Genomic DNA, 26414 nt, shown 5'->3' with positions numbered 1-26414 from the left:
AAGTTATTTCTTCAACATTGATTCAAGTTTGCCAGCAAGGCTCTTGCTGTTGTGTATTTTTATGAGCGGACCGTCCTCATCATCTTCTTCTGCATAGTCCAAGGCTGACATTGTTTGGTTGTCCAGTTTCTCAAGATCCAGGCCCTCATCTAGTAGGGTAGTCACGAACTCTTTGTAGTGTTGGGGATGGTCAAAACACCATTGATTCAGTCCGAGAACATGAGCCAGACTGTAGCCACTGAGGTTGTTGGCAGTGTTGATGTCCATGCCATTCTTTACAAGCAAGTGGATGGCTTGGATGAAAGGCTGATGATTTTGGAGCTTGCCAAAGATTGTTTGATGGTAGAACCAGTAGGCAACATCAAACGTTTTGGCTTTGTCATTGACCAACTCGCTGGCTCTTGGCAAGTCTTTTATGAGGCATTCAGAAAGCTCTGCCATGTCCTCCATGGCGTTGCCCATGTTGACGATTCTGAAGCTGGTGGGTGTTGCCTCAGGATCGTCCTCCTCGTGCTTGATTGCAGCCTCAAGGGAGAGCTTCAAACCATTGGGGTAGGTGAACACTGGGAAAGCTGTGGAGCCTTCTACAAGGTAGCTTCTCAGCCCTTTGACTGATGCCTCTGAAGTGCTGGCAACCGTTCTTTTTTTCAGCCACTCACGAACATGTCCGACCTGGTAGCGAACATTCTTAGGATTGCTCAAGTACTGTGGACCTGAGCCTTTGGTTCGCCAAGATTTCACCGTGGGGACGGCTTCACCAATCCAGTCAGCAAGGGTCTTCTCGTCTATGTATCTCTGGTCATCCCACTGGCTGTAGTTCTGCTCTTTCGCTGCTTCAACGATGGCTGCTACATGGGCTGCACTCAGTAGTGCATCAGGCGGGAGAGCCTTGAAAATTTCTGCAAGAGAAGTCATCCCTCATTGTGAATGGACAACCCTCTTTTTCGCTGACAAATGCTTACTTTTGGTGCGAACAGGGGACGAAAAAAAGCCGCTGCAAGTATCACCTTACAACGGCTTTTTAGAGGTTGGTAGGCCCCCCGTGAGTCGAACACGGCACCAACAAATTATGAGTTTGCTGCTCTAACCAAGCATGAGCTAGGGGCCCAGATTTTCAATTATCCCACTGCGTCAGGGGGAACCGTGGCAGTCATCGGGTGCGTTGCCTATATGTAGCCTAGGCTTTTTGTCGCTTTTTCCAGATGCTGTAAGTTGTTGATTTTGTTCGATAAAACTCAACAGAACTGGGGATTATGAGTCCTCTGCTCTGACCAGCTGAGCTAACGGCCCCTACGCGCCGCTGATTCTAGTGGCCCGTACTGGCCCTCCTACTTGCGGTGCGTCAGCGCGTTGGTGACCAGACGGGACGTGATGTCGACGATCTGGATCATTCGCTCGTAGGGCATGCGCGTCGGGCCGATGACGCCCAGACGGCCGACCACTTCGCCATCGACCTCGTAATTGGCGCTGACGATCGAAAGCTCCTCGAACGGCACCACCTGACTCTCGCCGCCGATGAAGATGCGGACCCCCTCGGCCTTGCTCGACACGTCGAGCAAGCGCACCAATTGCGCCTTCTGCTCGAAGAGGTCGAAGGCGCGGCGCAGCTGACCCATGTCGCTGGAGAAATCACTCACGGCCAGCAGATTGCGCTCGCCCGAGATGACCACCTCACCCTGCGACTCGGTCATCGCATCGGTGCTGGCCTGCACGGCCGCCTGCATCAGCGAGGCGATCTCGCCGCGCAGCTTCTCGACCTCCGACTGCAGGCGATCGCGTACCTGTTCGATCGAGAGACCCGCATAGTGGGCGTTGATGTAGTTCGCGGCCTCCACGAGCTGCGACTGGGTGTGGTCCGTGTCCGGGAAGATGACCCGGTTCTGCACGTCGCCATCGGGCGCGACGATGATCACCAGCAACCGCCGGTCGGACAGGCGCACGAATTCGATCTGCTTGAACACGGACGTGCGGCGCGGGGCCATCACCACGCCGACGAACTGCGACAGGCTCGACAGCAGGTGCGCCGCGTTGGCGATGACCTTCTGCGGCTGGTCGGCCGCGAGACTCGGGGTGGCGAGCTGCTCGCGCTGCGCGGTGAGCATGGTGTCCACGAACAGCCGGTAGCCACGCGCCGTCGGGATGCGCCCGGCGGATGTATGGGGACTGGTGATGAGGCCCAGGCCCTCGAGGTCGGACATCACGTTGCGGATGGTGGCAGGCGACAGTTCCAGGCCCGAGGCGCGCGACAGCGTCCGTGAACCCACGGGTTGCCCCTCGGCGATGTAGCGCTCGACAAGCGTCTTGAGAAGCAACTTGGCCCGGTCGTCCAGCATCGTCGGATTTTAGTGTTGTAATTTGATGCATGACCTCGCGCTTCAGGCATGTCGCACTCATCGGCAAATACCAGGCATCGGGCCAGCGGGCCCAGGCGGGCGCGGAAGACGGCGTCATGGAAGGCATCGGCGCCTTCCTCGAATCCCAGGGGTGCGAAGTGGTGGTCGAGCGCTCGACGGCCGAGCACGTGGAGACCAGCCGCTATGCGTCGCTCACGGCCGAGGAGATCGGCGAACGCTGCGATCTCGGCCTGGTGGTGGGCGGCGACGGCACGATGCTGGGCATCGGCCGCCAGCTGGCACCCTACGGCGTGCCCCTGATCGGCATCAATCGCGGTCGACTGGGCTTCATCACCGACATCGCGCTCGACAGCTATCAGTCGCGCCTGGTCCCCATGCTCGCTGGCGACTACGAGGAGGACCACCGCAGCCTGATGCATGCGCGGGTCATGCGCGACGACGTCTGCGTCTTCGATGCGCTGGCCATGAACGACGTGGTGGTCAATCGTGGAGCGACCTCCGGCATGGTGGAACTGAGGGTGTCGGTGGGTCGTCATTTCGTCGCCAACCAACGCGCCGACGGCCTGATCATCGCCTCGCCCACCGGATCGACCGCCTATGCGCTGTCGGCCGGCGGACCGCTCATGCATCCTTCGATCCCAGGCTGGGTGCTGGTGCCGATCGCACCGCACACGCTCTCCAATCGCCCCATCCTGCTGCCCGACGCCGACGAGATCGTGGTCGAACTGGTGTCCGGGCGTGGCGCCAGCGCCAATTTCGACATGCAATCGCTCGCCTCGGTCGAGATCGGCGATCGCGTGGTGGTGCGGCGCTCCGAATTCCGGGTGCGCTTCCTGCACCCGAGGGGGTGGAGCTACTTCGACACGCTGCGCAAGAAACTGCACTGGAACGAGGGTGGCTCCTGAACCATGCCGGCTTTCCACACTCCCTCGTCCGTGACGACACTCCCGTATTTCCAGGAACGCTGATGGCATTGCGACGCATCGCCTTGCGCGACTTCGTGATCGTGCGCGCGCTCGACATCGATCTGGCCGCAGGCTTCACCGTGCTGACCGGCGAGACCGGCGCCGGCAAATCCATACTGATCGACGCTCTGCAACTCGCCTTGGGCAACCGGGCCGATGCCGGGGCCGTGCGCGAAGGCGCCGAGCGCCTGGACGTGAGCGTCGAGTTCGACCCCGACCCCCGGCTGGTCGACTGGCTGGACGCCGGCGGCTTCGAGGGCGGCGAGATGCTGCTCCTGCGCCGCACGGTCGACCTCCAGGGCCGCAGTCGCGGCTGGATCAATGGCAGCCCGGCCACGGCCACGCAGCTGCGCGAGGTGGGCGACCGCCTGCTCGACATCCATGGCCAGCATGCCTGGCAGAGCCTGACGCGGCCCGAAGCCGTGCGCGGTCTGCTCGATGCCTATGCCGGCGTGCGCGGCGATGTGCTCGACGGCGTCTGGCAGCGTTGGCGACAGGCATCGACCCTGCTCGAATCGGCGCGCGGCGCGCAGGACTCGCTGCAGCGCGAGCGCGAGCGGCTGCAGTGGCAGATCGGCGAGGTCGCCAAGCTGGCGCCGGGCGTGGACGAATGGGAGGAACTCTCGAGCAGCCACACCCGCATCGCCAACGCGCAGTCGCTGATCGATGCCGCCGAGGGCGCGCGCACCGCGCTCGAGGACGATGATGGGGGCGCACTCGCGGCCCTGCATCGCGCGCTGTCGCTGCTGCAGGACTGCGAGGACATCGAGCCGGAATTCAAGGCGCTGACCGAGGTGCTTGCCTCCAGCGTCGCCCAGGCATCGGATGCCGCGCATTCGCTGCATGGCTATCTGCGTCATGCGGATCCCGATCCACAGCGCCTGGCCGAACTCGACGAACGCATGGGCCTGTGGATGTCGCTGGCGCGGCGCTACAAGCGCGCACCCGAGGACCTGCCGGCGCTGTGGTCCGGCTGGCAGGACGAACTGCGCTCGCTCGACGCCCAGAGCGATCTCGATACGCTCGAACGCGCCGAACAGACCGCGCAACAGGCCTATCTGAAGGAGGCACGGGCACTCGGCAAGGTCCGCGCGCAGGCAGCGCCCCGACTCTCGAAGGCCGTCACGCAGGCCATGCAGGGCCTGGGCATGCAGGGTGGCCGTTTCGAGGTCGCGCTGCAGCCGCTCGCGCAACCGGGTCGCGCCGGCCTGGAGGAAGTGGCCTTCCTGGTCAGCGGCCATCCGGGCAGCACGCCGCGCCCGATCGGCAAGGTGGCTTCGGGTGGCGAACTGTCCCGCGTCGCGCTGGCCATCGCGGTCACGACCAGCGAACTCGGCGCGGCGCAGACCCTGATCTTCGACGAGGTCGATGCCGGTGTCGGCGGCGCCGTCGCCGAGACTGTCGGCCGTCTGATGCAGCAACTCGGCCGCGACCGTCAGGTACTGGCCGTCACTCATCTGCCGCAGGTGGCGGCCTGTGCCGACCACCACCTGCTGGTGGCCAAGCGTCAGGTCCGCGCGGCGAACGACGAGGAGGCACGCACCGAGAGCGGTGTCACGCCACTGCAGGACGACCATCGCGTGCAGGAGATCGCCCGCATGCTCGGTGGCGAGCGGGTATCGACCACCTCGCTGGCGCATGCGCGCGAGATGCTCGGATCACAGGATGCGAGAACCCCATGAACGACGATCCGCCCCTTTCCTCGCCCCTCGGAGCCGGTCCCGGCGACGCTCCATCCCCGGCTCCCGACCCACAAGCGACCGCTGGCCTGGAACTGGTGTTGATCACGGGCATGTCCGGCTCGGGCAAATCGGTCGCGCTCAATGCCCTGGAGGATGCGGGCTTCTATTGCGTCGACAACCTGCCGCCCGAACTGCTCGCGCCCTTCATCGCGCTCCAACGCCAGCAGGATGCCCGGCAGGTGGCCGTGGCCATGGACGTGCGCAGCGGCGTCTCGCTGCCCCTGGTGCCCCAACAGCTGGAGGAGTTGCGGCGCAACGGCCTGGTGCTGCGCTCCCTGTTCCTCGAGGCCACGACCGAGGCCCTGGTGCGACGATATTCCGAATCACGCCGGCGCCATCCCCTGTCGCGCGAGGACCGGCGCGCCGAAGGCGCCGAGCAGCAGCGCCTGCTGATCCATGCCATCGACCTCGAACGTGAACTGCTCGCCGACCTGCGCGACGGCGCCGACGTGATCGACACCAGCATCATCCGTCCGGCCCAGCTGCAGAGCTATGTCAAGGCGCTGATCTCCGCACCGCAGAGCACGCTCACGCTGGTCTTCGAATCCTTCGCCTTCAAGCGCGGCGTGCCGCTGGACGCCGACTACGTGTTCGACGTGCGCATGCTGCCCAACCCGCATTACGTGCCCGCGCTGCGCGCGCTCACCGGGCGCGATGCTCCAGTGATCGACTGGCTGCGCGAGCATGCCGACGTGGCGCGCATGTACGACGACATCGCCCACTTCCTCGAACGCTGGCTCGATGCGCTCGCCAGCGATCACCGCAGCTATGTGACGGTGGCGATCGGCTGCACCGGAGGACAGCACCGCTCGGTGTTCCTGGTCGAACAGCTGGCGCGCAGCTTCGGCACGCGCTGGGCCACGCTCAAGCGGCATCGGGAACTCGACGCCGGTTGATCGGGCGACCGGTCGCCGGTCCTGGCGCTGCGTCGGGTCGCGGGCGATCGACCCGGCTGCTGCGCGAGCCGGACCGGCGTCAGCCCCCTTCGAGGCGCTTGCGAACGGCCGCCGGCAGTCCGAGCACTGCCCACTCGGCCGTCGACAGCCAGCGACCTCCCTCGCGTCCCGACAGGTCGGTGACGTCGTCGAGCGCGACGGTGACGGGATGGATGTGCAGATCCTTGTGCGTCAACGTGATCACGAAGACCGGTTCGTCGACGGCCCGCAGGCGCATCGCGGGCGGCAATGCATCGAGCAGCGCGGCATGGCTGGCGAAGACCGGCAACGCATGCAGACCGGCCCAGATGCCGCTCGCGGGCCGCTTCTCCAGCCATACCCGGCCGTCGGCATCGCGTGCCTCCAGCATCCAGAGCGTCTCGGCGCTGCGCCTGAGCTTGCGCGTCTTCACCGGATAGCGCTCGGGAGCGCCTTCGAGACGTGCCGCGCAGACATCGTCGACCGGGCAGATGATGCAGGCGGGCTTGCGCGGGAGGCACACCGTCGCTCCCAGGTCCATCACCCCTTGCGTGTAGCGCGAGATGGCATCGCGCTCACCCGCCGGTGGCAGCAGTTGGCCGGCGATGTCCCACAGGATGCGCTCCTGTGCCGCCGACGACATGTCGCCGGCGAAACCGAGGACCCGCGTCAGCACGCGCTTGACATTGCCGTCGAGGATCGCCACCCGCTCACCGAAGCAGAACGCGGCGATGGCCGCGGCGGTCGAGCGGCCGATCCCGGGCAGCGTGGCCAGCTCGGCGGCGGTCTGCGGGAAGACGCCATCGAAACGCGCGACCACCTCCTGCGCGCAACGATGCATGTTGCGCGCCCGGCTGTAGTAGCCCAGACCGCTCCACAGGCCCAGCACTTCGTCCTCGCTGCCCGCGGCCAAGGCGGCCACGTCGGGGAAACGATCCAGGAAACGGGCGAAATATCCCAGCACGGTGGTGACCTGCGTCTGCTGCAGCATCACCTCCGACAGCCAGACCCGGTAGGGGTCGCGCGTGTTCTGCCATGGAAGTTCACTGCGACCGTGGGTCGCCTGCCAGGCGACCACGCGAACGGCGAAATCCGGCAGTGGCGAGGATGTCGGGGCGAGCAACGGGAACTGCGTGGTCGCGCGCTCAGCGCTGCCCGATGGCATCTTGTCCGTAGCGGTCGCCGAAGGACTCCGGCTCGTGCTCGTCGATCTGGCTCGTGAGCTCGACCAATCGCGCATGCATGCCGACCAGGGCCTGCTCCTGCGTGGCGATCTCGGCCAGCCGCTCCTCCAGGTTGCCAGCCGCGCCCTGGATGCGCTCGACCGATTCGATGCGCTTGCCGAAGTTGCGACGCTGCTCCTTGAGCTGCTGATCGAGTTGCGCGCCGGCGCTCTTGGTCCAGCGCTCGACCTCGGTCATGGCCGCCTCGTTCACCACGCGCAGCCGGCTGGCAAGCGCCCGCACCAGCTTGTCGCAGAAGTCGGCCTGGGCCAGCTTGATCAGGTTGCCCACGCCCAGGTAGTGGATGTGGCTCTGTTCGATCTGGTCGAGCTGGTGTTCGAAGCCCAGCAGGTCCGGCTCGGCCGGCGCCTGCAGTGTGAAGCCGTGCTCGGCATTGAGCTGGCGGAAGGTCGCGTGCAGCATCGACTGGATCTCGCCGGTGGTCGACTGCACCTCGCGCAGGTTGTTGCGCAGCGCATCGAAGGTCTCGCCATAGATCTTGCGCACGCTGAACTTGATGCCGGGGCGCTTGAGCGCATCGGAGAGCTTGGCCATGTCGGCTCGCAGCGCCGAGGTGCCCAGCACCGAGTAGACCTCGCGCAGCAGCTTGCCCTGCACCGAACGCAGCGCCAGGATGCGCGAGTTGCTGCCCTCGAACTCGTCCTGCTCCTGTTCGATGCGCGCGCGCATCTGCCGGATCACGGCCGAGTTCTTGCCGCGCAGGCCCTCGAGCTCGATCGTCTGCTCGGCCAGGTTGCGCTCGCGCACGCCGAGGATCCGCGCTCCCTCCACCCGCAGGGATGCGATCCCCGAACGCACCGCGGCCTGGAGCATCTTCTCCCGGTTGCCCAGCAGGCCCTCGCCGAGCACCGCCTCGAGCGCCGGCAGGCGGCTCGCCTCCAGCAGCGGCGCGTCGTGACGGATCTTGGCCTGCAAGCCCTTCTGCGCCGAGACCGGCAGCACCTGGGCGAGCGGCACGCCCAGCAGTTCGGCGGCGCCGCGACACTGGCGCTCGACCTGGGCATCGACGTGCTCGGGCGTGTTCAGGCTGTCCCAGAGGGTATCGATCTTGTTGAGCACCACGACCCGGGTGTCGCGGCCGCCGACATCGGTGACCAGGTGTTCGCGCCAGATCGCCAGGTCGGAACGCGTCACGCCGGTATCGGCACCCAGGATGAAGATCACGGCATGCGCCTGCGGGATCAGGCTCACGGTCAGCTCCGGCTCGGCGCCGATGGCATTGAGACCGGGCGTGTCCAGGATCACGAGACCCTGCTCCAGCAGCGGATGCGGCATGTTGAGCACCGCATGGCGCCAGCGCGGGATCTCCACCAGGCCGCGCGCATCGCGGCGGGGGTTGTCGTCCGGCGTGCTGTCGTTCCAGAACCCCAGCCGACGCGCGTCGTCGAGCGGCACCCACAGCACATCCGCCACCTTCGACATCGCCTGCACCAGCTGGTCGGCATCGTCGACGTCGATCGGCACGTCGGTCCAGCGCGCGGGTTCCTCGCGCCAGTGCATCAGGGAGAACGATTCGAGACGCGTCTCGATCGGCAGCAGCCGCAGACTGGGTGGCTGCGTGGCGTCGTAGCCCAACTCCGTCGGGCACATGGTCGTGCGACCGGCGCTCGCCGGCATGATGCGGCGACCATAGCCGGCGAAGAAGATCGCGTTGATGAGTTCCGACTTGCCGCGCGAGAACTCGGCAACGAAGGCGACCATCACCTTGCTCGTGCGCAGTTGCGTCTCGAGCTCGCGCAGGCGTTCGGCGACCGACAGGTCGAGCAGGTCGTGCTCGCCCAGCCAGGCGGACAGCTCTTCGAGCCGTCGGGCGACATTGCGACGCCAGACGCCGTGCTGGTCGAGTTGCTGATTGAAAGAGCGGCTCAAGTTGAAATGTAAAAAGTTGTTGACAAAATATAGCAGCGGGCTCGCACGCTCGACGAGCCAAGGTGCGGTATTTATTAGTACTTCTGACAATTAGGACAGAAAAACGTCGATCTTTGGCCCTGTCGCACCTGCCGGATCGGCGTGCCGCAGATCCGGCAGGGCTCGCCCTGACGACCATAGACGGTGGTGTCGAGCTGGAAATGGCCATGCTGGCCATCGATGTTCGAGAAGTCCCGCAGGGTCGTGCCGCCACGTTCGACCGCGCGCGCGAGCAGATCCTGGATCACGGCATGCAGGCGCAGAGCGCGGGGCCGGCTGATGCGCGACGCCGCCACCGTCGGCCGGATGCCGGCCAGGAACAGGGCCTCGGACGCATAGATGTTGCCGACGCCGACCACCACGTCGCCGGCCAGCAGCACCTGCTTGATCGGCGCGCGGCGTTTCTGCAGTCCGGCATGGAAGGCATCGAACTCGAAGCTGCCATCCAGGGGCTCCATGCCGAGTCCGCCCAGCAGCTTGACCGCCAGCGGCGAGGTCTCGTCCTCCACGTACACGACCGCGCCGAAGCGCCGGGGATCGTTGAGGCGCAGGGTGCCCCGACTGGTCGCCAGATCGAAGTGGTCGTGCGAACCCGGCTCGGGCAGCACGGCGTCGAAGCGCAGGCTGCCCGACATGCCCAGGTGCAGCAGCAGCAGGCCTTGGTCGAGATCGAGCAGCATGTACTTGCCGCGCCGGCGCACGGTCCGCACGGTGCGTCCGACCAGCACGCCGGGATCGATCCCCAGCGCCCAGCGCAGGGGCTTGCCCATGCGCACGGCATCGATGCGGGCGCCGGCGATACGGTCGACGAAGCCGCGGCGGGCGACTTCGACTTCGGGGAGTTCGGGCATGTGAAAGGGATGTGGACGGACAGCGGAAGCACGCCGGAGCGCGGATGAAGGTCGTGGCGTCGGGGAACCCGATGTCCTCCCGCCGCTCACATGAAAAACCTTGGATTATTATGAGTTCGATGACCCCACCGCCCCGACGATTCCGCCTTGCGGCAGCCATTTCCCTCACGCTGATCGCACTCGCGGCGCAGGCGCAGACGGGGCCCGTCGCTCCCGAGCCCAGTGGACTGCCGGCACCGGCCCAGCCCACCAGCCCGGCACCCATCGTCAAGCCGGCACCGGTCGCCGCGGCGCCCGACGCGACCGCTTCGGCGTCCCGTAAGTCGGCCCTGACGGCCGAACTCTTTTATGAAGTCCTGATGGGCGAGATCACGCTGCGCTCCGGCGACCCGGGTGCCGGCTATGCGCTGGTGCTCGACGCGGCCCGGCGCACGCGCGACGAGGCCCTGTTCCAGCGTGCCGTGGAGATCGCCCTGCAGGCCCGCTCGGGTGATGCCGCGCTCGCCGCGGCGCGTGCCTGGCAGCAGACCCTTCCCGACACGCGCGAGGGCCGGCGCTTCGAGCTCCAGATCCTGATCGCGCTCAACCGCCTCGACGAGACCGCGCCACTGCTGCGCAGCGAGATCGCGGCGACACCCCTGCCCGAACGCCCGTTGCTGATGGCCGTGATCGCGCGCAACTATGGTCGCGCGGCCGACAAGGCGACCGCGGCCCGGGTGGTCGAGCAGGCATTGGCCGATGAGGTGAAGAACCCCGCCACCGCCGGTCTCGCATGGGCCACCATCGGCCGCATGCGCATCGTCGCCGGCGACCTGCCTGGGGCGCTGCAGGCAGCGATCGCTGGACAGGCCGCCGATGCTGCCTCCGAGGCCCCGGCGATCCTGGCGCTCGACCTCATGACCCTCGGCCAGCCCGAAGCCGAAGCCATCGTCCAGCGCTATCTCGCCGGCGCCAGGACGCAGCCCGAGATACGCGTCGCCTATGCCCAGGCCCTGGTCGAATTGCGCCGCTATGCCGATGCGACGACCGAGCTCTCGCGCCTGACCACCGAACAACCCGACCTGCCCGTGCCCTGGGTGCTCCTGGCCAGCCTGCAGGGACAGGCGCGGCAGGACGCCGCCGCCGAGAAGTCGGCGCTGCGCTATGTGGCCCTGGCGACCGCGGCCGATGCCAAGGAGGACAGCAAGCGCGGCCTGACGCAGGCCTACCTGCTGCTCTCGCAGCTGGCCGAACGGCGCAAGGACTACACGGGCGCCGCGCGCTGGCTCTCCCGCATCGATGGATCCGAGGATCGCGCGGCCGTGCAATTGCGCAGCGCCCTGCTGCTGGCACGCCAGGGCAAGGTGCAGCAGGCGCGCGAGATGATCCGCGAGTTGCCGACCGGCACGGCCGAGGAGAAGACGCGCCAGCAGCAGGCCGAGCTCCAGGTCCTGCGCGAAGCCAAGCAATACCAGCTGGCCTACGACTTCCTGGCCGAGGCCCTCGTCGCCAAGCCCGACGATCCCGACCTGCTCTACGACCAGGCCATGACGGCCGAGAAGCTCCAGCGGCTCGACGAGATGGAACGCCTGCTGCGCCGCCTGATGGTGCTGCGGCCCGACAACCACAACGCCTACAACGCGCTCGGCTACTCGCTCGCCGATCGCAAGTTGCGGCTCGACGAGGCACGCACGCTGATCCGCAAGGCGGTCGACCTGTCGCCGCAGGACCCGTTCATCGCCGACAGCCTGGGCTGGGTCGAGTTCCGGCTCGGCAACACGGACAACGCGCGACGCATCCTCGAAGCCGCCTATCAGCGCCGGCCCGACCCCGAGATCGGTGCCCATTACGGCGAGGTGCTGTGGACCGCCGGCGAACGCGACGCGGCGCTCAAGATCTGGCGCGAAGCCGCACTCGCCGATGCCGAGAACGAGACGCTGCAGGAGACGCTCAAGCGACTGCGGGTCAAGCTGTAGATGGAAGCATCACTCCACCGGCGTGCCGCCGGCCGGTTGATCGGAGGCTGGAGTCTGGCTTTGCTGCTCGCCGGCTGCGCCACGCCCCGTCCATCCAGGGAAGCTTCGTCGGCGGGGACGTCGACGCCCAGCGACAACTGGAGCGGTCGGCTGTCGCTGCAAGTCGAGAGCAATCCGCCGCAGAGCTTCGCCGCCCTGTTCGACCTGCGTGGCTCGCCCGAACGCGGCACCCTGACACTGACGAGCCCGATCGGCAGCACCCTCGCCGAACTGAACTGGTCGCCGACCGAGGCGGTGCTCAGGAACGGCAACGAGACCCGGCGCTACGAGTCCGTCGATGCGCTGCTGATCGCGGCCACGGGCGCGGCCATTCCGGTGCGCGCATTGTTCGGCTGGCTGGCCGGCCGTGATGAACGCGTGGCTGGTTGGCAGCCCGACCTTCAACAGATCGCCCAGGGCCGGCTGCGGGTCGTGCGGGAGACGCCAGCGCCGCGCACCGATCTGCGCATCGTGTTCGAGCAATCCTGAAGCGCCGGCCTTCCCCGTCCGCCCGGTCGTCCCATCGCTCGTTCAATAGCTCGTTCAATAGCTCGTTCGTCGCGCGTCCCTCCCGATGAAAACACTCTACGACCTGCCGGCCCCGGCGAAGCTGAACCTCTTCCTGCACATCACGGGACGACGCGACGACGGCTACCACCTGCTGCAATCCGTCTTCATGCTGATCGACTGGGCCGACACCTTGCATGTCGAACTGCGTCGCGATGGCGGACTCAGTCGCGAGGACCTCACCTCCCCACTGCCCGAAGACGACCTGATCCTGCGTGCCGCTCGCGCCTTGCAGAAGTTCGCGCGGCCGGGACTGGGCGCGCACATCGCCGTCGACAAGCAGATACCGGCCCAGGCCGGCATGGGCGGCGGCTCGTCGGATGCGGCCACCTGCCTGCTCGCGCTCAACCGACTGTGGGACCTGCGACTGCCACGTTCGACGCTCGCCGCGATCGGGCTGTCGCTGGGTGCGGACGTGCCGTTCTTCATCGGTGGACGACATGCCTGGGTGGAAGGCATCGGCGAGCGGATGACGCCGGTGGATCTGCCGTCGGCTCGCTTCATAGTGGTCAAACCCACTGCCGGAATCGATACACGCAGTATTTTTATGGCATCGGATCTTGAACGTGCAACTCCTGCTGCTATACTTTCTGGCTTTGCTGCAGGGCACATTGATCAGACTTACGAGTTTGGACATAACGACCTGCAACCGGTTGCCCAACGGCTTTGCCCCGAGGTCTCCGAAGCCATCCGATGGCTCGGCGACCAAGGATTCAAGGCCCGGATGACCGGCTCGGGAAGCGCGGTGTTCGCTTTGATGAACACTCCACCCGGGTCGATCGAGGACAATACGTGGCATGAAACGGCATCAGCCATCCCCCCTGTGGGCTGGCAAGTCCGCGAATGCAGCAATCTGGATATTCATCCCCTCGCGGGCTGGGTAGACTAAGAGGTAGATGCCGGATCGCGTGATGCGTTTCGGCGCGACATATATCGGTTGGTGATGCAAATCGCCGACCCGTGTAGGGGAGTCGCCAAGCTGGTTAAGGCACTGGATTTTGATTCCAGCATGCAAAGGTTCGAATCCTTTCTCCCCTGCCAAAACACGAAACCGCGGCCTCCGGGCCGTGGTGCCGGAAACCCCGGTGCTGGCTCCGAGGCACTTGCGATGCGAAGGCTCCAGAACACTGGCCGCTCTTCTCGATAAGCTTTTGCATTGCTGGACGCGCTCATGCAGGTTCAATCCCCTGACTTCATGCTTTTCACCGGCAATGCCAATCCTGGCCTGGCTGCGGACATCGCAAAGCATCTCGGCACGGAACTCGGCGCCGCCCGCGTCGGCCGCTTCTCCGATGGCGAAGTCACCGTGGAGATCAACCAGAACGTACGCGCCCGCGACGTCTTCGTGATCCAGTCCACCTGTGCGCCGACCAACGAGAACCTGATGGAGTTGCTGATCATGGTCGACGCGCTCAAGCGCGCGTCGGCCGAACGCATCAGCGCCGTCATCCCCTACTACGGTTATGCCCGCCAGGACCGCCGTCCCCGCTCCAGCCGGGTGCCCATCTCGGCCCGCGTCGTGGCCAACCTGCTGGAGACCGTCGGCGTCGAGCGCGTGCTCACGATGGACCTGCACGCCGACCAGATCCAGGGATTCTTCGACATCCCGGTCGACAACATCTATGCCTCCCCCGTGTTGCTGGGCGACCTGCGCCAGAAGAAGTACGAGGACTTGATCGTGGTGTCGCCCGACGTGGGCGGCGTGGTGCGGGCCCGGGCCCTGGCCAAGCAGCTCAACACCGACCTCGCGATCATCGACAAGCGTCGCCCGAAGGCGAACGTGAGCGAGGTCATGAATGTCATCGGCGAGATCGACGGCCGCAACTGCGTGATCATGGACGACATGATCGACACCGCCGGCACGCTGGTGAAGGCCGCCGAGGTGCTCAAGGAGCGCGGCGCCAAGAAGGTGTACGCCTACATCACCCATCCCATCTTCTCCGGTCCCGCGATCGAGCGCATCCAGGGCTCCGCCCTCGACGAGATCGTCGTGACCAACACCATCCCGCTGTCCGACAGCGCCCTGGCCTGCTCGAAGATCCGTCAGGTCTCCGTCGCTCCGCTCATCGGCGAGACGATCCAGCGCATCGCCAAGGGCGAGTCGGTGATGAGTTTGTTCTCGGATCAGGATTCCCTGTTCTGAGTCATTGGCCGGCTTCCCTCCGCGGGAAGCCAATCTGAAACCGATGTCGCACTGGTCGCGGTGGACGTCGACACGAAGCGCATGGCAATCCCGCCGTCGCTCCAAGGAGTTTGATCATGAAATTCGTCGCTTTTGAGCGCGCCAAGCAGGGCACGGGTGCGAGCCGCCGTCTCCGCATCTCGGGCAAGACGCCCGGTATCGTCTACGGTGGCGACACCGCCCCGCAACTCATCGAGATCGACCACAACGCGCTGTGGCACGCCCTCAAGAAGGAAGCCTTCCACGCGTCCGTGCTCGAGATGGATCTCGGCGGCACCGTGAGCAAGGTGCTCCTGCGCGACGTGCAGTACCACCCGTTCCGCCAGCTGGTGCAGCACATCGACTTCCAGCGCGTCGATGCCCGTACCCGCATGACCATGAAGGTGCCGCTGCACTTCAAGGGCGAGGAAGAATCCGACGCCGTCAAGCTCGAGCAGAACCTGGTCAGCCACGTGACGACCGAACTCGAAGTGAACTGCCTGCCCTCCGAACTGCCCGAATTCATCGAGGTCGACCTCTCCGGCCTGAAGAAGAACGGCACCGTCACGCTCAAGGACATCAAGCTGCCCCGCGGCGTGCGTTGGGTGAGCCACGGCAAGGCCAGCCCGGTGCTGGCCTCGGCCACGCCGCCGGCCGCCGAGGAGATCGATCCGGTCGTCGAAGGCGCCGAAGCCGCTGCCGCCCCCGCGGCGCCCGCCGGCAAGGGTGGCAAGGCCGCTCCCGCCAAGACCGCCAAGAAGTAATTCGACGCGCTTCTCCTGCGACCGCCCTTCGGGGTCGCAGTCCGACGGCCCGCCTCGCGCGGGCCGTTTGCTTGGTGCCTTCCGGCCGGCACGGGTGGCGCCTCGATAATCCCGCCCCATGATCAAACTGTTCGTCGGCCTCGGCAATCCGGGCCCGGAATACGAAGCCACCCGGCACAACGCCGGTTTCTGGTGGATCGACGCCCTGGCGCGCGATCTCAAACTCCACCTGACGCCCGAGCGCGCCTATCACGCGCTGGTGGCCCGCACGCAGATCGCCGGCCAGCCGGTCTGGCTGCTGGAACCGCAGACCTTCATGAACCTGTCGGGCAAGTCGGTGGCGGCGCTGGCGCGCTTCTTCAAGATCGAGCCGGCCGAGATCCTGGTGGTCCACGACGAACTCGACGTCGTGCCCGGCGAGGCCAAGCTCAAGTTCGGCGGCAGCCATGCCGGCCACAACGGTCTGCGCGACATCCACGCGCAACTCGGGACCGGCGACTACTGGCGCCTGCGCCTGGGCATCGGTCATCCGGGCGCGAAATCGGAAGTGGTCGGCTGGGTGCTGAAGAAGCCGCTGAAGGAGCAGCGCGACGCCATCGACGATGCCATCACGCGCTCGCTGCACGCCATGCCCGCGCTGCAGGCCGGCGACATGGTCAAGGCCATGCAGCAGATCCACACCACCAAGCCGCCCCGGCCGAAGCCTGCGCGACGCGCGCCCGACGACGGGACCGCCGCGCCGACGGCAGGCACGCCTCCCGCGACCGGAGGCGCGGCATCCGGCACCTGACGCGGCACGATCGGACGGCGCGCCGATGCACGGCGCGACGATCCGACGAAACAGGCAGGACGCCAGGGAGAGCCGCATGAAAAACGAACATCCGTTCCACGAGACCCTCACGCATCGCTGGAGCGGCCACGGCGCAGGCGCCGTGATCTCGGCTCCCATCGAGCCCAACGGGCCGGAATGCCCGGCACGGTTCGAGGCGTGTTGTTCGCTCAGGGCCGTGGCATGCCTCGGCTCGATCCTGCTGACGACGGTGCTGGCGCTGCCGGCGCCCGTCGAGGCCGCGCCCGCATGGCGCTGCGGCAATGCCTACAGCGACACCCCCTGCCCCGGCGGCCGACGCATCGACGCCATCGCCGCGCCCGACGAAGGGGCCCGGCGCGCCGCCGACGAGGCCACGCGACGCATCGAGGCCCGCGCCGACGCCATGGAACGCGACCGCCTGCATGCCGAACAGGCCCTGGCCGCGCGCAACGACCGGCTGCTGCTCGCCCAGCAACGCCTGGCCCAGGCCCAGGCGCGCGAGACCGCGCGCCTGGCCATGCTCGACAAGCGCGAACATGCCCGGCGCCAGGGCGGCAAGAAAAGCGGCAGCGGCAAGCGCGGCGGCGGCAGGCATGCCACCGGCGACTCCTTCGTCGCCCAGGCCGCAGGCACCGGCTCGCGCTAGACGGCGGCTCGCGCTCGGCGTCGGGTCACGCCAGGCGCCGCGTCGCTCCGGGTGCCCGCCGCTCCGGTCGGCCGTTGCATCGGGCCGGCGCGGTCAATCGGTCTTCCCGGCCTGCAGCCGCAGATAGCGCTCGTACAGCGTCTCCCGGGTCTCGACGTGGTCGGGACTCACGGGAATGCACGCCACCGGACAGATCTGCACGCACTGCGGCTCGTCGAAGTGCCCGACGCATTCCGTGCACTTGCGCGGATCGATCACGTAGATCTGCTCGCCCATGGAAATGGCGTCGTTCGGGCACTCGGGCTCGCACACGTCGCAGTTGATGCATTCGTCGGTGATCATCAGGGCCATGCCGCGATTATCCGGATCGGGCACATCTATTGCGACGGTCCGGTTATGCTGCGCCCCGCCCCATGAGTCTCTTCCTCCTCAAACGTCTCGCGACCCTGATCGGCACGTTGATCGGCGCCTCGGTCATCGTCTTCCTGGTGCTCGAGATCCTGCCCGGCAACGCCGCGCAGATCCTCATGGGTCCCGATGCCTCGCCCGACGCGGTGGCGGCCCTGGCCACCAAGCTCGGCCTGGACCAGCCGGCCTGGACGCGCTACTGGCACTGGGTCGGCGGTCTGCTGACCGGCAACCTGGGCGACAGCTATGCCTATGGCTCGCCGGTGCTCGACCTGATCCTCGAACGCCTGGCGCTGACCGTGCCGCTGGCCCTGATGGCGATGACCCTGACGACCGTGCTGGCGCTGGTCGTCGGCGTGACGGCCGCGGCGCGCCACAACCGGCTCGGCGACGTCGGCCTGATGGGGCTGGCGCAGGTCGGCATCGCCATTCCGAATTTCTGGTTCGCCATCCTGCTGATCCTGGTGTTCTCGGTGAAGCTGCAGTGGTTCTCCGCCGGCGGCTTCGAGGGCTGGAGCGAGGGCGTGGGCGCGGGCGTGAAGTCGCTGCTGCTGCCGGCGCTGTCGCTGGCGGTGGTGCAGGCGGCGATCCTGGCGCGCATCACGCGCTCGGCCGTGCTGGAGGTGCTGCGCGAGGACTTCGTGCGCACGGCGCGCGCCAAGGGCGTGTCGCGGCGCGCCGTGCTGTGGCTGCACGTGCTGCGCAACGCGTTGATCCCGGTGATCACGGTGATGGGCATGCAGTTCTCGGAACTGCTCGCCGGCACCATCGTGGTGGAGAACGTGTTCTATCTGCCCGGTCTCGGCCGGCTGATCTTCCAGGCCATCAGCAACCGCGACCTGGTGGTGGTGCGCAACTGCGTGATGCTGCTCGCGGCGCTGGTGGTGATCGTCAATTTCGTGGTCGACGTGCTCTATGCCGTGATCGACCCGCGCATCAAGGCCTCCGACGTATGAGCGCGCCGCCGTCCTCCCTCACCGCCGTCATCGGCGCGCCGCCACCGGCGCGGCCGCCCGGCTTCTGGTCGCGGGCCTGGCGGCACCGCAGCTTCGCGATCGGCTTCGTGCTGACGCTGCTGCTGGTCGCCGCCGCGCTGCTGTCGCTGGTCTGGGCGCCGTGGTCGCCCTACGAGATGGACATGCCGGCCAAGCTGCAGTCGCCGACGGCGGCGCACTGGCTGGGCACCGACGCCTTCGGGCGCGATGTCGCCTCGCTGCTGCTGGTGGGGGCGCGGGCCTCCATCCTGGTCGGCGTGATCGCCGTGGGCATCGGCCTGGTGGTGGGCACCGCGCTGGGCCTGCTGGCGGCGGCGCGGCGCGGCTGGGTCGAGGAAGCGGTGATGCGCGTGTGCGACTTCTCGATGGCGTTCCCGGCCATCCTGTCGGCGATCATGCTGACGGCGGTGTTCGGTGCCGGCATCGTCAACGCCATCGTCGCCATCGGCATCTACAACATCCCGACCTTCGCCCGCATCACGCGCGCCTCGGCCAACGCGGTGTGGTCGCGCGAATACGTGGCCGCCGCGCGCGCCTGCGGCAAGGGCGCCTTCGCGATCACCTTCCAGCACGTGCTGCCCAACATCTCGGCGGTGCTGATCGTGCAGGTCACGATCCGCTTCGCCATCGCGATCCTGGCCGAGGCGGCGCTGTCGTACCTGGGCCTGGGCACGCAGCCGCCGCAGCCCTCGTGGGGCCGCATGCTGAGCGAGGCGCAGACCCTGATGTTCCAGCAGCCGTTGCTGGCGGTCTGGCCGGGCCTGGCGATCGCGCTGGCGGTGCTCGGCCTGAACCTGCTGGGCGACGGCCTGCGCGACCTGCTCGATCCGCGCCTGGCGCGCAGCCGATGACCCCCCGTCCACGCGCAGTCCGCGCAGTCCGTGCCCTGGATCACTGAGATGGCCTTGCTCGAAGTCGACGATCTCCACATCCGCCTGCAGACGCAGCGCGGCCCAGCCGACGCAGTGCGCGGCATCTCCTTCGCGCTGGAGCGCGGCCAGACGCTGGGCATCGTCGGCGAATCGGGTTGCGGCAAGTCGATCACCGTGCAGTCGCTCATGGGCCTGTTGCCCGACACGGCGCGGGTGTCGGGGCGCATCCGCTTCGACGGCCAGGATCTGGTGGGCCTGAGCGACGCCGCGATGTGCCGCATCCGGGGCCACCGCATCGGCATGATCTTCCAGGAACCGATGACGGCATTGAACCCGCTGCACACCATCGCGCGCCAGGTGGCCGAGCCGCTGCGGCTGCATCGCGGCCTCCCCGCGGCCGCCGCGCGCCAGGAGGCGCTGGCCCTGCTCGAGCGCGTCGGCATCCCCAACGCGGCCACGCGGCTCGACGCCTATCCGCACCAGTTCTCCGGCGGCCAGCGCCAGCGCATCGGCATCGCCATGGCCCTGGCCTGCGGACCCGACCTGCTGATCGCCGACGAACCGACCACGGCGCTGGACGTCACGGTGCAGAAGCAGATCCTCGACCTGATCGCCGAACTGGTGGCCGAGCGCGGCATGGCCCTGATCCTGATCTCCCACGACCTCGGCGTGATCGCCAACACGGTGGAACGCATGCTGGTGATGTATGGCGGCAGCGTGGTGGAGAGCGGGCCGACGGCGGCGCTGTTCGCGCACCGCGCGCACCCCTACACGCAGGGTCTGTTCGCCGCCCGCCCGGTGCTGGGGGCGCCGCGCGGCGGCCGCCTGGCGACGATCCGCGGCAGCGTGCCCGAACTGGTCGACCTGCCGCCCGGCTGCCCCTTCGCCGGCCGCTGCGACTTCACCATCGACGCCTGTCGCACCACCCGCCCGCCGGCCGTGGAACTGCCGCACGACCATCGCGTGCGCTGCCTGCGACTCGACGCGGTCGCCGCCGCCCAGGGCCAGCCCGCATGAACGCCGCCGCCTCCACCCCCCTCGCGACGACCGCCGCGCGCACGGACGCCGGGCCCCTGCTCGAGGTCACCGACCTCGTGCGCCACTACGCGCTGCCGCGCGAGTCGCTGTTCGGACCGGTGCCGGTGGTGCGGGCGCTCGATGGCGTGAGCTTCCGCGTCGAGGCCGGCCGCAGCCTGGGCATCGTCGGCGAATCGGGCTCGGGCAAGTCGACGCTCGCGCGCCTGGTGATGGCGCTGGACAAGCCGACGTCGGGCCACGTGCGCATGCGCGGGCGCGACTTGAACGCCCTGCCGCCGGCCGAGCTGCGCGCGGCGCGGCGCGATTTCCAGATGGTGTTCCAGGATCCCTACGGCTCGCTCGATCCGCGCCAGACCGTGGCGCGCATCGTCGCCGAGCCGATCGAGGCGCTGGGCGGTACCAGCCGCGCCGAGCGGCGCGAGCGCGCCGGCGAGTCGCTCGCCGCCGTCGGCCTGCGCGCCACCGACCTGGACAAGTACCCGCACGAGTTCTCCGGCGGCCAGCGCCAGCGCATCGCCATCGCCAGGGCCCTGATCACGCGGCCCCAGCTGATCGTCGCCGACGAGCCGGTCAGCGCGCTCGACGTCTCGGTGCAGGCGCAGGTGCTCAACCTGATGCAGGACCTGCAGCAGCAATCGGGCATCAGCTTCCTGCTGATCAGCCACGACCTCGCGGTGGTCAACCACCTGTGCGACGACGTGGTGGTGCTGCTCAAGGGCAAGATCGTCGAATCGGGACCCTCCGAGCGCCTGTTCCGCGACGCCCAACACCCCTACACGCGCCGCCTGCTCGATGCCGTGCCCCACGGTCCGGTGCATCACGCGCCGGCCCGGATCCCTTCGTAGTCGCAGTCACAGTCACAGAACCAGGAGTCTTCCCGCATGTTGAACCGCCGCACCCTCCTCGCCACCGGCAGCGCCTCGCTCGCCCTCGGCTCGCTCGCCGCCCCGGCCGCCGCGCTGGCTCAGGGCCGCAAGGACGCCATCGTGCTGGGCATGACGCTGGAGCCGACCGGCCTGGACCCGACGGCCAACGCCGCCGCCTCGATCGCCGAGGTCACGCTCTACAACATCTACGAGACGCTCACCAAGGTCAACGAGAACGGCAGCGTCGCCCCGCTGCTGGCCGAGAGCTGGGATGTCTCGCCCGACCTGAAGACCTACACCTTCCGCCTGCGGCGCGGGGTGAAGTTCCAGAACGGCGAGCCATTCAACGCGCAGGCCGTGAAGTTCAGCTTCGAGCGCGCCGGCGGCGACAAGAGCACCAACAAGGACAAGCGCACCTTCGCCGCCATGAGCGTGCAGGCGGTCGACGAATTCACCGTCGTGATCCTGAACAAGGAGATCGATCCCGACCTGCCCTTCGCGCTCGGTCAGGCGACGGCCATCATCGTCGAGCCCAAGAGCGCCGACACCAACGCCGCCAAGCCCGTGGGCACCGGCCCGTACAAGCTGGAGGCCTACAACAAGGGCGCCTCGCTGGTCCTGACGAAGTGGGACGGCTATCGCAACCCGGCCCAGGCCAGGATCAACCGCATCACCTTCCGCTTCATCTCCGACAGCGCGGCGCAGGCGGCCGCGCTGATGGCAGGCGACGTCGACGTCTTCCCGCGCGCGGGCACCCGCATCGTGGCGCAGTTCCGCAACAACCCGCAGTTCCAGGTCATCCTGGCGGGGTCGCGCGCCAAGACGATCTTGGCGATCAACAACGCCAGGAAGCCGCTGGACGACGTGCGGGTGCGCCGCGCCATCCTGGCCGCCGTCGACCGCAAGGCCTTCATCGACGGCGCCGCCGACGGCTTCGGCGTGCCCATCGGCAGCCATTACGTGCCCGGCGCGGCGGGCTATGTCGACACCACCGGCATCAATCCCTTCGATGTCGAGAAGGCCAAGAAGCTGCTGGCCGAGGCCGGCGTGAAGACGCCGCTCGAACTCACCATGACGCTGCCGCCACCGCCCTACGCGCGCCAGGGCGGCGAGATGATCGTGGCGCAGCTCGCCCGCATCGGCATCGTGGTGAAGGTGCAGAACGTGGAATGGGCGCAGTGGCTGAGCGGCACCTACGGCAACAAGAACTACGACCTGTCGATCGTCTCGCACGTCGAGCCGTTCGACCTCGGCAACTACGCCAAGCCGGACTACTACTGGGGCTACCAGTCCAAGGCCTTCAACGCGCTCTACGACAAGATCCAGAACACCGGCGCCCCGGCCGAGCGCGCCCGGCTGCTGGGCGAGGCGCAGAAGCTGCTGGCCACCGACGCCGCCAACGGCTACCTCTACCAGCCGCAGTTCCCGACCATCGCCAAGAAGAACGTCAAGGGCCTGTGGAAGGAACTGCCGATCTTCGCCAACGACCTCTCCGCGCTGTCATGGGGATGAGCCGGCCGCACGAACTCTCGGCGCGCGAACTGGGCGCGGCCTACCGCGACGGATCGCTGTCGCCGGTCGAGGTGGCGCGCGACGTGCTCGACCACATCCAGCGCTGGGAACCCCATCTGCAGGCGACCTGGCTGCTGCGCCCGGAGGCGGCGCTCGACCAGGCGCGGGCCTCCGAGGCGCGCTGGCGGCGCGGCGAGGCGCAAGGCCCGCTCGATGGCGTGCCCGTCACCATCAAGGAGAACATCGCCACGCGTGGCGATCCGTTGCCCGCCGGCACCGCCGCCGTCACGCTGGTGGCGGCCCGGCACGACGCGCCGCCGGCCGCGCGCCTGAAGGAGGCCGGCGCCGTGATCCTGGCCAAGACCACCATGCCCGACTACGGCATGCTGTCGTCGGGCCTCTCCAGCTTCCACAAGCTGGCGCGCAATCCATGGGACCTCTCGCGCACGCCCGGCGGTTCGAGCGCCGGCGCCGGCGCCGCCGCCGCGGCCGGCTACGGACCCCTGCACATCGGCACCGACATCGGCGGCTCGCTGCGCCTGCCGGCGGCCTGGTGCGGCATCTTCACGCTCAAGCCCAGCCTGGGCCGCGTGCCGATCGATCCGCCCTACATGGGCCGCGCCGCCGGCCCGATGACGCGCGAGGTCGGCGATGCCGCCCTGATGCTCGAGGCGCTGTCGCGCCCCGACGCGCGCGACAGCATGAACCTGCCGCCCCAGGACATCGACTGGGACGCCTTCGACGTCCATGCCGACCACCTGCGCGGCCTGCGCATCGGACTGCTGCTGGACGCCGGCTGCGGCCTGCCGGTGGAGCCGGAGATCCGCGCCGCGGTCGAGCGCGCCGCGATGCTGTTCGAGGCCGCCGGCGCCATCGTCGAGCCGATGCGGCCCTTCATGACGCAGACCCTGCTGGACGGCATGGACCACCTCTGGCGCATGCGCTCGCACGTCGACCTGCAGGCGCTGGCGCCGGCGCAGCGCGAGAAGGTGCTGCCCTACATCCGCCGCTGGGCCGAGAGCGCAGCCGACTTCGATGGCGAGCATGTCTTCCGCGCCTTCAGCCAGTTCCACGCCACGCGCCTGGCGGCGGTGGCGGCCTGCGCCGAATACGACTACGTCATCTCGCCGACCGCGCCCAACTCGCCGGCGCCGGCCGAGTGGCCCTCGCCCACCAACGATCCGCTGCGCCCGCTCGAACACATCGGCTTCACGGTGCCGTTCAACATGTCCGAGCAGCCGGCCGCCTCGATCAACTGCGGCTACACCGGCGCCGGCCTGCCGATCGGCCTGCAGATCGCCGGACGCCGCTTCGACGACCTGGGCGTGCTGCAGGTCGCGCGCGCCTTCGAGCAGATCCGCGAGGCGCAGCGGCCCTGGCCGGTGCCGCCCGACGGCGCCTGAGACGCATCGCGAAGCCGACCATGACGATCGCCACCGACTTCCTGGGCAACCCGGTCACGCTCGACGAGCCCGGCGCGGCGGCGGCCATCGACGCCTTCGTCGGCGGCTTCATCGCCTGCGAATCGAGCGCCGCCGAGGTGCTGTCCGCCGCCGACGATGGCACGCCGCTGGTGCAGGCCTTCTGCGCCGCGCTGCACATGTTCTCCGAGTCGCGCGACGGCGCGCCCGGCGCCCGGCCCTTCATCGAACGCGCCCGCGCCGCAGCGGCGCGCGTCACGCCGCGCGAGCGGCGCTTCATCGCCGCCATCGGCGCCTGGATCGACGGCGACGTCGAGGGCGCCATCGCGCTGCACCACGAACAGGCGCGCGAGCACCCGCGCGATCTCGCCTCGGTCAAGCTCGGCCAGTACCACTGCTTCAACACCGGCGACTTCCCCGGCCTGCTGCGCCTGGCGCAGACCGTGCTGCCGGCCACCGCCGACGTGGCCCAGGCTCACGGCATGGCCGCCTTCGGCTACGAGCAGTGCCACCGCCTGCGCGAGGCCGAGGCCAGCGCGCGCCGCGCCATCGCCCTGCGTCGCAAGGAACCCTGGGCGCACCACGCGCTCGGCCACGTCATGCTGACGGAGGGGCGGCTGACCGAAGGCCTGGACTTCATGCGGGGCGTGAGCGACACCTGGAGCGGCCTGAATTCCTTCATGGTCACGCACAACTGGTGGCACGTGGCGCTGTTCCTGATCGACCTTGGACGCGACGACGAGGCGCTGGCCGTCTACGACGACCACGTCTGGGGCGTGGCCCGCGACTACACGCAGGACCAGATCGGCGCCGTGTCGCTGCTGGCGCGCCTCGAGCTGTCGGGCATCGACGTCGGCGCGCGCTGGGACGACGTCGCCACGCACCTGACGAGCCGGCTCGACGACCACGTGCTGCCCTTCCTCGACCTGCAGTACCTCTATGGCCTGGCGCGCGCCGGGCGTGCCGAGGCCGATGTCCTGCTGCGCAACATCGAGACCTTCGCCGCCACCGCGCCGGCGCAGACCCGCGCCGCCTGGCAGCAGGTCTGCGTGCCGGCCGCGCACGGGCTGCGGGCGCACGCGCGCGGCGACTTCGACGGCGCCATCGAGTCGCTGGGCACGGCGCTGCCGCGCATGATCGAGATCGGCGGCAGCCATGCGCAACGCGACCTGTTCGAGCAGGTGCTGCTGGATGCCCGGATGCGCGCGCGCACGCCGCGCTCGCTGGCGGCGGCGCAGGACGTGCTGCAGCGTCAGCGCAACGGCCAGCCCGAGTCGCTGCGCCTGCGGCGGCAGGTGGCCGCCGTCGACGACCTGCTGGAACTGAGATAGGCCCCGCTTCCCCTCACACCGCGAAGCCGCCCGCCAGCTCCACCCGCAGCCAGTCGACGAAGGCCGCCACCGCGCGCGGCACCTGGGCCGCATAGGGCCGGATCGCGAACAGCTGCCCGGCGAAGGCGTCGACCGATTGCCAGCGCGGCAACACCTCGACGAGCCGGCCTTCGCGCAACGCCGACTGGGCGCTGAAGTCCGGCATCAGCGCGATGCCGAGTCCGGCCACGGCCGCGTCCCTCAGGGCCTCGCTGTTGTTGGCCGCGAAGGGGCCGGCGACCTGCAGGCTGACGCGCGATGCCGGAACGCGCGGCGCATCGGGGGCCTCGAAGTGCCAGCTCGGCACGGCCTGCGCGCGCGGGTAGTAGAGGCAGTCGTGCAGCGCCAGGTCCTGGGGCGTCGCGGGCGTGCCCCGGCGCTGCAGATAGTCCTGGCTCGCGACCAGCACCGAGCGCGTGCGGCACAGCGTCCACGCCACGTGCGTGTCCGGCGGCGCGGCGACGTGGCGGATCGCCAGATCGAAACCCTCCAGCGCCAGCGAGCTCAGGCGATCCGACAGGTCGAGCTCGATCCCGACTTCGGGCATGGCGCGGAAGAAGCCGCCCAGCCGGGGCACCAGCTGCTGGCGCGCGAAGGCGACCGGGGCGGTCACGCGCACCAGGCCACGCGGCACGCCGGCGGTGTCGCGCACGCTGGCGAAGGCCTCGGCGATCTGCCCGAACGGCCGGCCCAGGCTGTCCACCAGCACCTGACCGGCCTGCGTGAAGCGGATGCTGCGGGTGGTGCGCTGGACCAGCGGCACGCCGGCCGCGCGTTCGAGCTCGGCGATGCGCTGGCTCATCGAGGCCTTGCTCACGCCCAGGCGCTGCGCGGCGCGGGTGTAGCTGCCCTGCTGGGCTAGCACCGTGAGCCAGTGCAGATGCAGCCACAGCGATTCGACCTTCAAGTCATTCATGGTGGTCTTCATTGTTCACCAACGCGAACAATCAATTCGGTTTCGGCATCTTGGTCGCGCACGCGTTGTTGCCTAGACTGCGGCGAGTTCCACTT

24 protein-coding genes and 2 tRNA genes are annotated in these 26414 nt (G+C 68.1%); 18 read left to right on the top strand and 8 right to left on the bottom strand.

All coding sequences use genetic code 11. The features are described from left to right. Positions 1–3: 3 nt before the first annotated feature. The 3 genes from AC1MLT_RS15980 to hrcA form a co-directional block, all read right to left on the bottom strand. Positions 4–915, bottom strand: coding sequence for a helix-turn-helix transcriptional regulator (locus AC1MLT_RS15980; RefSeq protein WP_481033172.1), 912 nt, complete (start codon positions 913–915; stop codon positions 4–6). Positions 916–1029: 114 nt separating this feature from the next. Next, positions 1030–1108 (bottom strand) — tRNA-Ile (locus tag AC1MLT_RS15975). Between the two features lie 220 nt (positions 1109–1328). Continuing rightward, positions 1329–2333 (bottom strand): heat-inducible transcriptional repressor HrcA, encoded by a 1005-nt coding sequence (gene hrcA, locus AC1MLT_RS15970; protein WP_481033171.1) that lies wholly within the window; start codon positions 2331–2333, stop codon positions 1329–1331. Between the two features lie 29 nt (positions 2334–2362). On the opposite strand from hrcA, the gene AC1MLT_RS15965 reads away from it, so the two are divergent. From AC1MLT_RS15965 to rapZ, 3 genes are all read left to right on the top strand, one after another. Continuing rightward, positions 2363–3259, top strand: a complete 897-nt coding sequence (locus AC1MLT_RS15965) for an NAD kinase (protein WP_481033170.1) — start codon at positions 2363–2365, stop codon at positions 3257–3259. Between the two features lie 62 nt (positions 3260–3321). Further along, a complete protein-coding gene (gene recN, locus AC1MLT_RS15960; RefSeq protein ID WP_481033169.1) occupies positions 3322–5001 on the top strand; it encodes a DNA repair protein RecN in 1680 nt (559 codons plus the stop codon). Then, entirely contained in the window at positions 4998–5957 is a 960-nt protein-coding gene (gene rapZ, locus AC1MLT_RS15955; RefSeq protein ID WP_481033168.1) for an RNase adapter RapZ, read from the top strand. The genes recN and rapZ overlap by 4 nt, the downstream gene beginning before the upstream one ends. A 79-nt stretch (positions 5958–6036) precedes the next feature. On the opposite strand, the gene mutY is transcribed toward rapZ, so the two are convergent. The 3 genes from mutY to mutM all read right to left on the bottom strand — a co-directional run bounded on the left by mutY (position 6037) and on the right by mutM (position 9978). Beyond that, positions 6037–7140 carry an A/G-specific adenine glycosylase gene (gene mutY / locus AC1MLT_RS15950; RefSeq protein ID WP_481033167.1) on the bottom strand — a complete coding sequence of 368 codons (1104 nt, stop codon included), beginning with the start codon at positions 7138–7140 and terminating at the stop codon, positions 6037–6039. Next, the gene (locus AC1MLT_RS15945; protein ID WP_481033166.1) at positions 7121–9088 is read right to left on the bottom strand and encodes a dynamin family protein; all 1968 of its coding nucleotides are present in this window, start codon (positions 9086–9088) and stop codon (positions 7121–7123) included. The genes mutY and AC1MLT_RS15945 overlap by 20 nt, the downstream gene beginning before the upstream one ends. A 74-nt stretch (positions 9089–9162) precedes the next feature. Further along, the gene (gene mutM, locus AC1MLT_RS15940; RefSeq protein ID WP_481033165.1) at positions 9163–9978 is read right to left on the bottom strand and encodes a bifunctional DNA-formamidopyrimidine glycosylase/DNA-(apurinic or apyrimidinic site) lyase; all 816 of its coding nucleotides are present in this window, start codon (positions 9976–9978) and stop codon (positions 9163–9165) included. Between the two features lie 119 nt (positions 9979–10097). Here mutM and AC1MLT_RS15935 point away from each other — a divergent pair, with 119 nt between their 5' ends. From AC1MLT_RS15935 to AC1MLT_RS15900, 8 genes are all read left to right on the top strand, one after another. Further along, positions 10098–11933: a tetratricopeptide repeat protein gene (locus tag AC1MLT_RS15935; protein WP_481035053.1), complete on the top strand. Its 1836-nt coding sequence runs from the start codon at positions 10098–10100 to the stop codon at positions 11931–11933. Continuing rightward, entirely contained in the window at positions 11934–12461 is a 528-nt protein-coding gene (locus AC1MLT_RS15930) for a lipoprotein insertase outer membrane protein LolB (RefSeq protein WP_481033164.1), read from the top strand. A gap of 85 nt (positions 12462–12546) precedes the next feature. Then, entirely contained in the window at positions 12547–13428 is an 882-nt protein-coding gene (gene ispE, locus AC1MLT_RS15925) for a 4-(cytidine 5'-diphospho)-2-C-methyl-D-erythritol kinase (protein WP_481033163.1), read from the top strand. Between the two features lie 75 nt (positions 13429–13503). Beyond that, a tRNA-Gln gene (locus AC1MLT_RS15920) sits at positions 13504–13580 on the top strand. A 130-nt stretch (positions 13581–13710) separates the two neighbouring features. Next, the gene (locus AC1MLT_RS15915) at positions 13711–14682 is read left to right on the top strand and encodes a ribose-phosphate pyrophosphokinase (RefSeq protein ID WP_481033162.1); all 972 of its coding nucleotides are present in this window, start codon (positions 13711–13713) and stop codon (positions 14680–14682) included. Positions 14683–14798: 116 nt separating this feature from the next. Continuing rightward, positions 14799–15464: a 50S ribosomal protein L25/general stress protein Ctc gene (locus AC1MLT_RS15910; protein WP_481033161.1), complete on the top strand. Its 666-nt coding sequence runs from the start codon at positions 14799–14801 to the stop codon at positions 15462–15464. A gap of 118 nt (positions 15465–15582) precedes the next feature. Next, a complete protein-coding gene (pth, locus tag AC1MLT_RS15905; protein WP_481033160.1) occupies positions 15583–16254 on the top strand; it encodes an aminoacyl-tRNA hydrolase in 672 nt (223 codons plus the stop codon). A 76-nt stretch (positions 16255–16330) separates the two neighbouring features. Further along, positions 16331–16921, top strand: a complete 591-nt coding sequence (locus AC1MLT_RS15900; protein ID WP_481033159.1) for a hypothetical protein — start codon at positions 16331–16333, stop codon at positions 16919–16921. 93 nt (positions 16922–17014) lie between these two features. On the opposite strand, the gene AC1MLT_RS15895 is transcribed toward AC1MLT_RS15900, so the two are convergent. Next, positions 17015–17272 carry a YfhL family 4Fe-4S dicluster ferredoxin gene (locus AC1MLT_RS15895; RefSeq protein WP_481033158.1) on the bottom strand — a complete coding sequence of 86 codons (258 nt, stop codon included), beginning with the start codon at positions 17270–17272 and terminating at the stop codon, positions 17015–17017. A gap of 62 nt (positions 17273–17334) precedes the next feature. On the opposite strand from AC1MLT_RS15895, the gene AC1MLT_RS15890 reads away from it, so the two are divergent. From AC1MLT_RS15890 to AC1MLT_RS15860, 7 genes are read left to right on the top strand one after another with little or no spacing between them, the layout of a single operon-like run. Further along, positions 17335–18285, top strand: a complete 951-nt coding sequence (locus AC1MLT_RS15890) for an ABC transporter permease (RefSeq protein ID WP_481033157.1) — start codon at positions 17335–17337, stop codon at positions 18283–18285. Beyond that, a complete protein-coding gene (locus AC1MLT_RS15885) occupies positions 18282–19175 on the top strand; it encodes an ABC transporter permease (protein WP_481033156.1) in 894 nt (297 codons plus the stop codon). The genes AC1MLT_RS15890 and AC1MLT_RS15885 overlap by 4 nt, the downstream gene beginning before the upstream one ends. Before the next feature lie 48 nt (positions 19176–19223). After that, on the top strand, positions 19224–20213 hold the full coding sequence (locus tag AC1MLT_RS15880) for an ABC transporter ATP-binding protein (protein ID WP_481033155.1): 990 nt from the start codon (positions 19224–19226) through the stop codon (positions 20211–20213). Then, positions 20210–21079 carry an ATP-binding cassette domain-containing protein gene (locus AC1MLT_RS15875; protein ID WP_481033154.1) on the top strand — a complete coding sequence of 290 codons (870 nt, stop codon included), beginning with the start codon at positions 20210–20212 and terminating at the stop codon, positions 21077–21079. The genes AC1MLT_RS15880 and AC1MLT_RS15875 overlap by 4 nt, the downstream gene beginning before the upstream one ends. Before the next feature lie 36 nt (positions 21080–21115). Then, on the top strand, positions 21116–22612 hold the full coding sequence (locus tag AC1MLT_RS15870; protein ID WP_481033153.1) for an ABC transporter substrate-binding protein: 1497 nt from the start codon (positions 21116–21118) through the stop codon (positions 22610–22612). Further along, on the top strand, positions 22609–24015 hold the full coding sequence (locus AC1MLT_RS15865; protein WP_481033152.1) for an amidase: 1407 nt from the start codon (positions 22609–22611) through the stop codon (positions 24013–24015). The genes AC1MLT_RS15870 and AC1MLT_RS15865 overlap by 4 nt, the downstream gene beginning before the upstream one ends. Before the next feature lie 20 nt (positions 24016–24035). Next, positions 24036–25364, top strand: coding sequence for a tetratricopeptide repeat protein (locus AC1MLT_RS15860; RefSeq protein WP_481033151.1), 1329 nt, complete (start codon positions 24036–24038; stop codon positions 25362–25364). A 13-nt stretch (positions 25365–25377) separates the two neighbouring features. Here the strand turns inward: AC1MLT_RS15860 and AC1MLT_RS15855 are convergent, their stop codons facing one another. Next, positions 25378–26319 carry a LysR family transcriptional regulator gene (locus AC1MLT_RS15855; RefSeq protein WP_481033150.1) on the bottom strand — a complete coding sequence of 314 codons (942 nt, stop codon included), beginning with the start codon at positions 26317–26319 and terminating at the stop codon, positions 25378–25380. Positions 26320–26414: the final 95 nt, after the last annotated feature.

Source organism: Variovorax sp. PEI5, from assembly GCF_056679935.1.
This window is presented reverse-complemented; position numbering and strand designations above follow the sequence as displayed.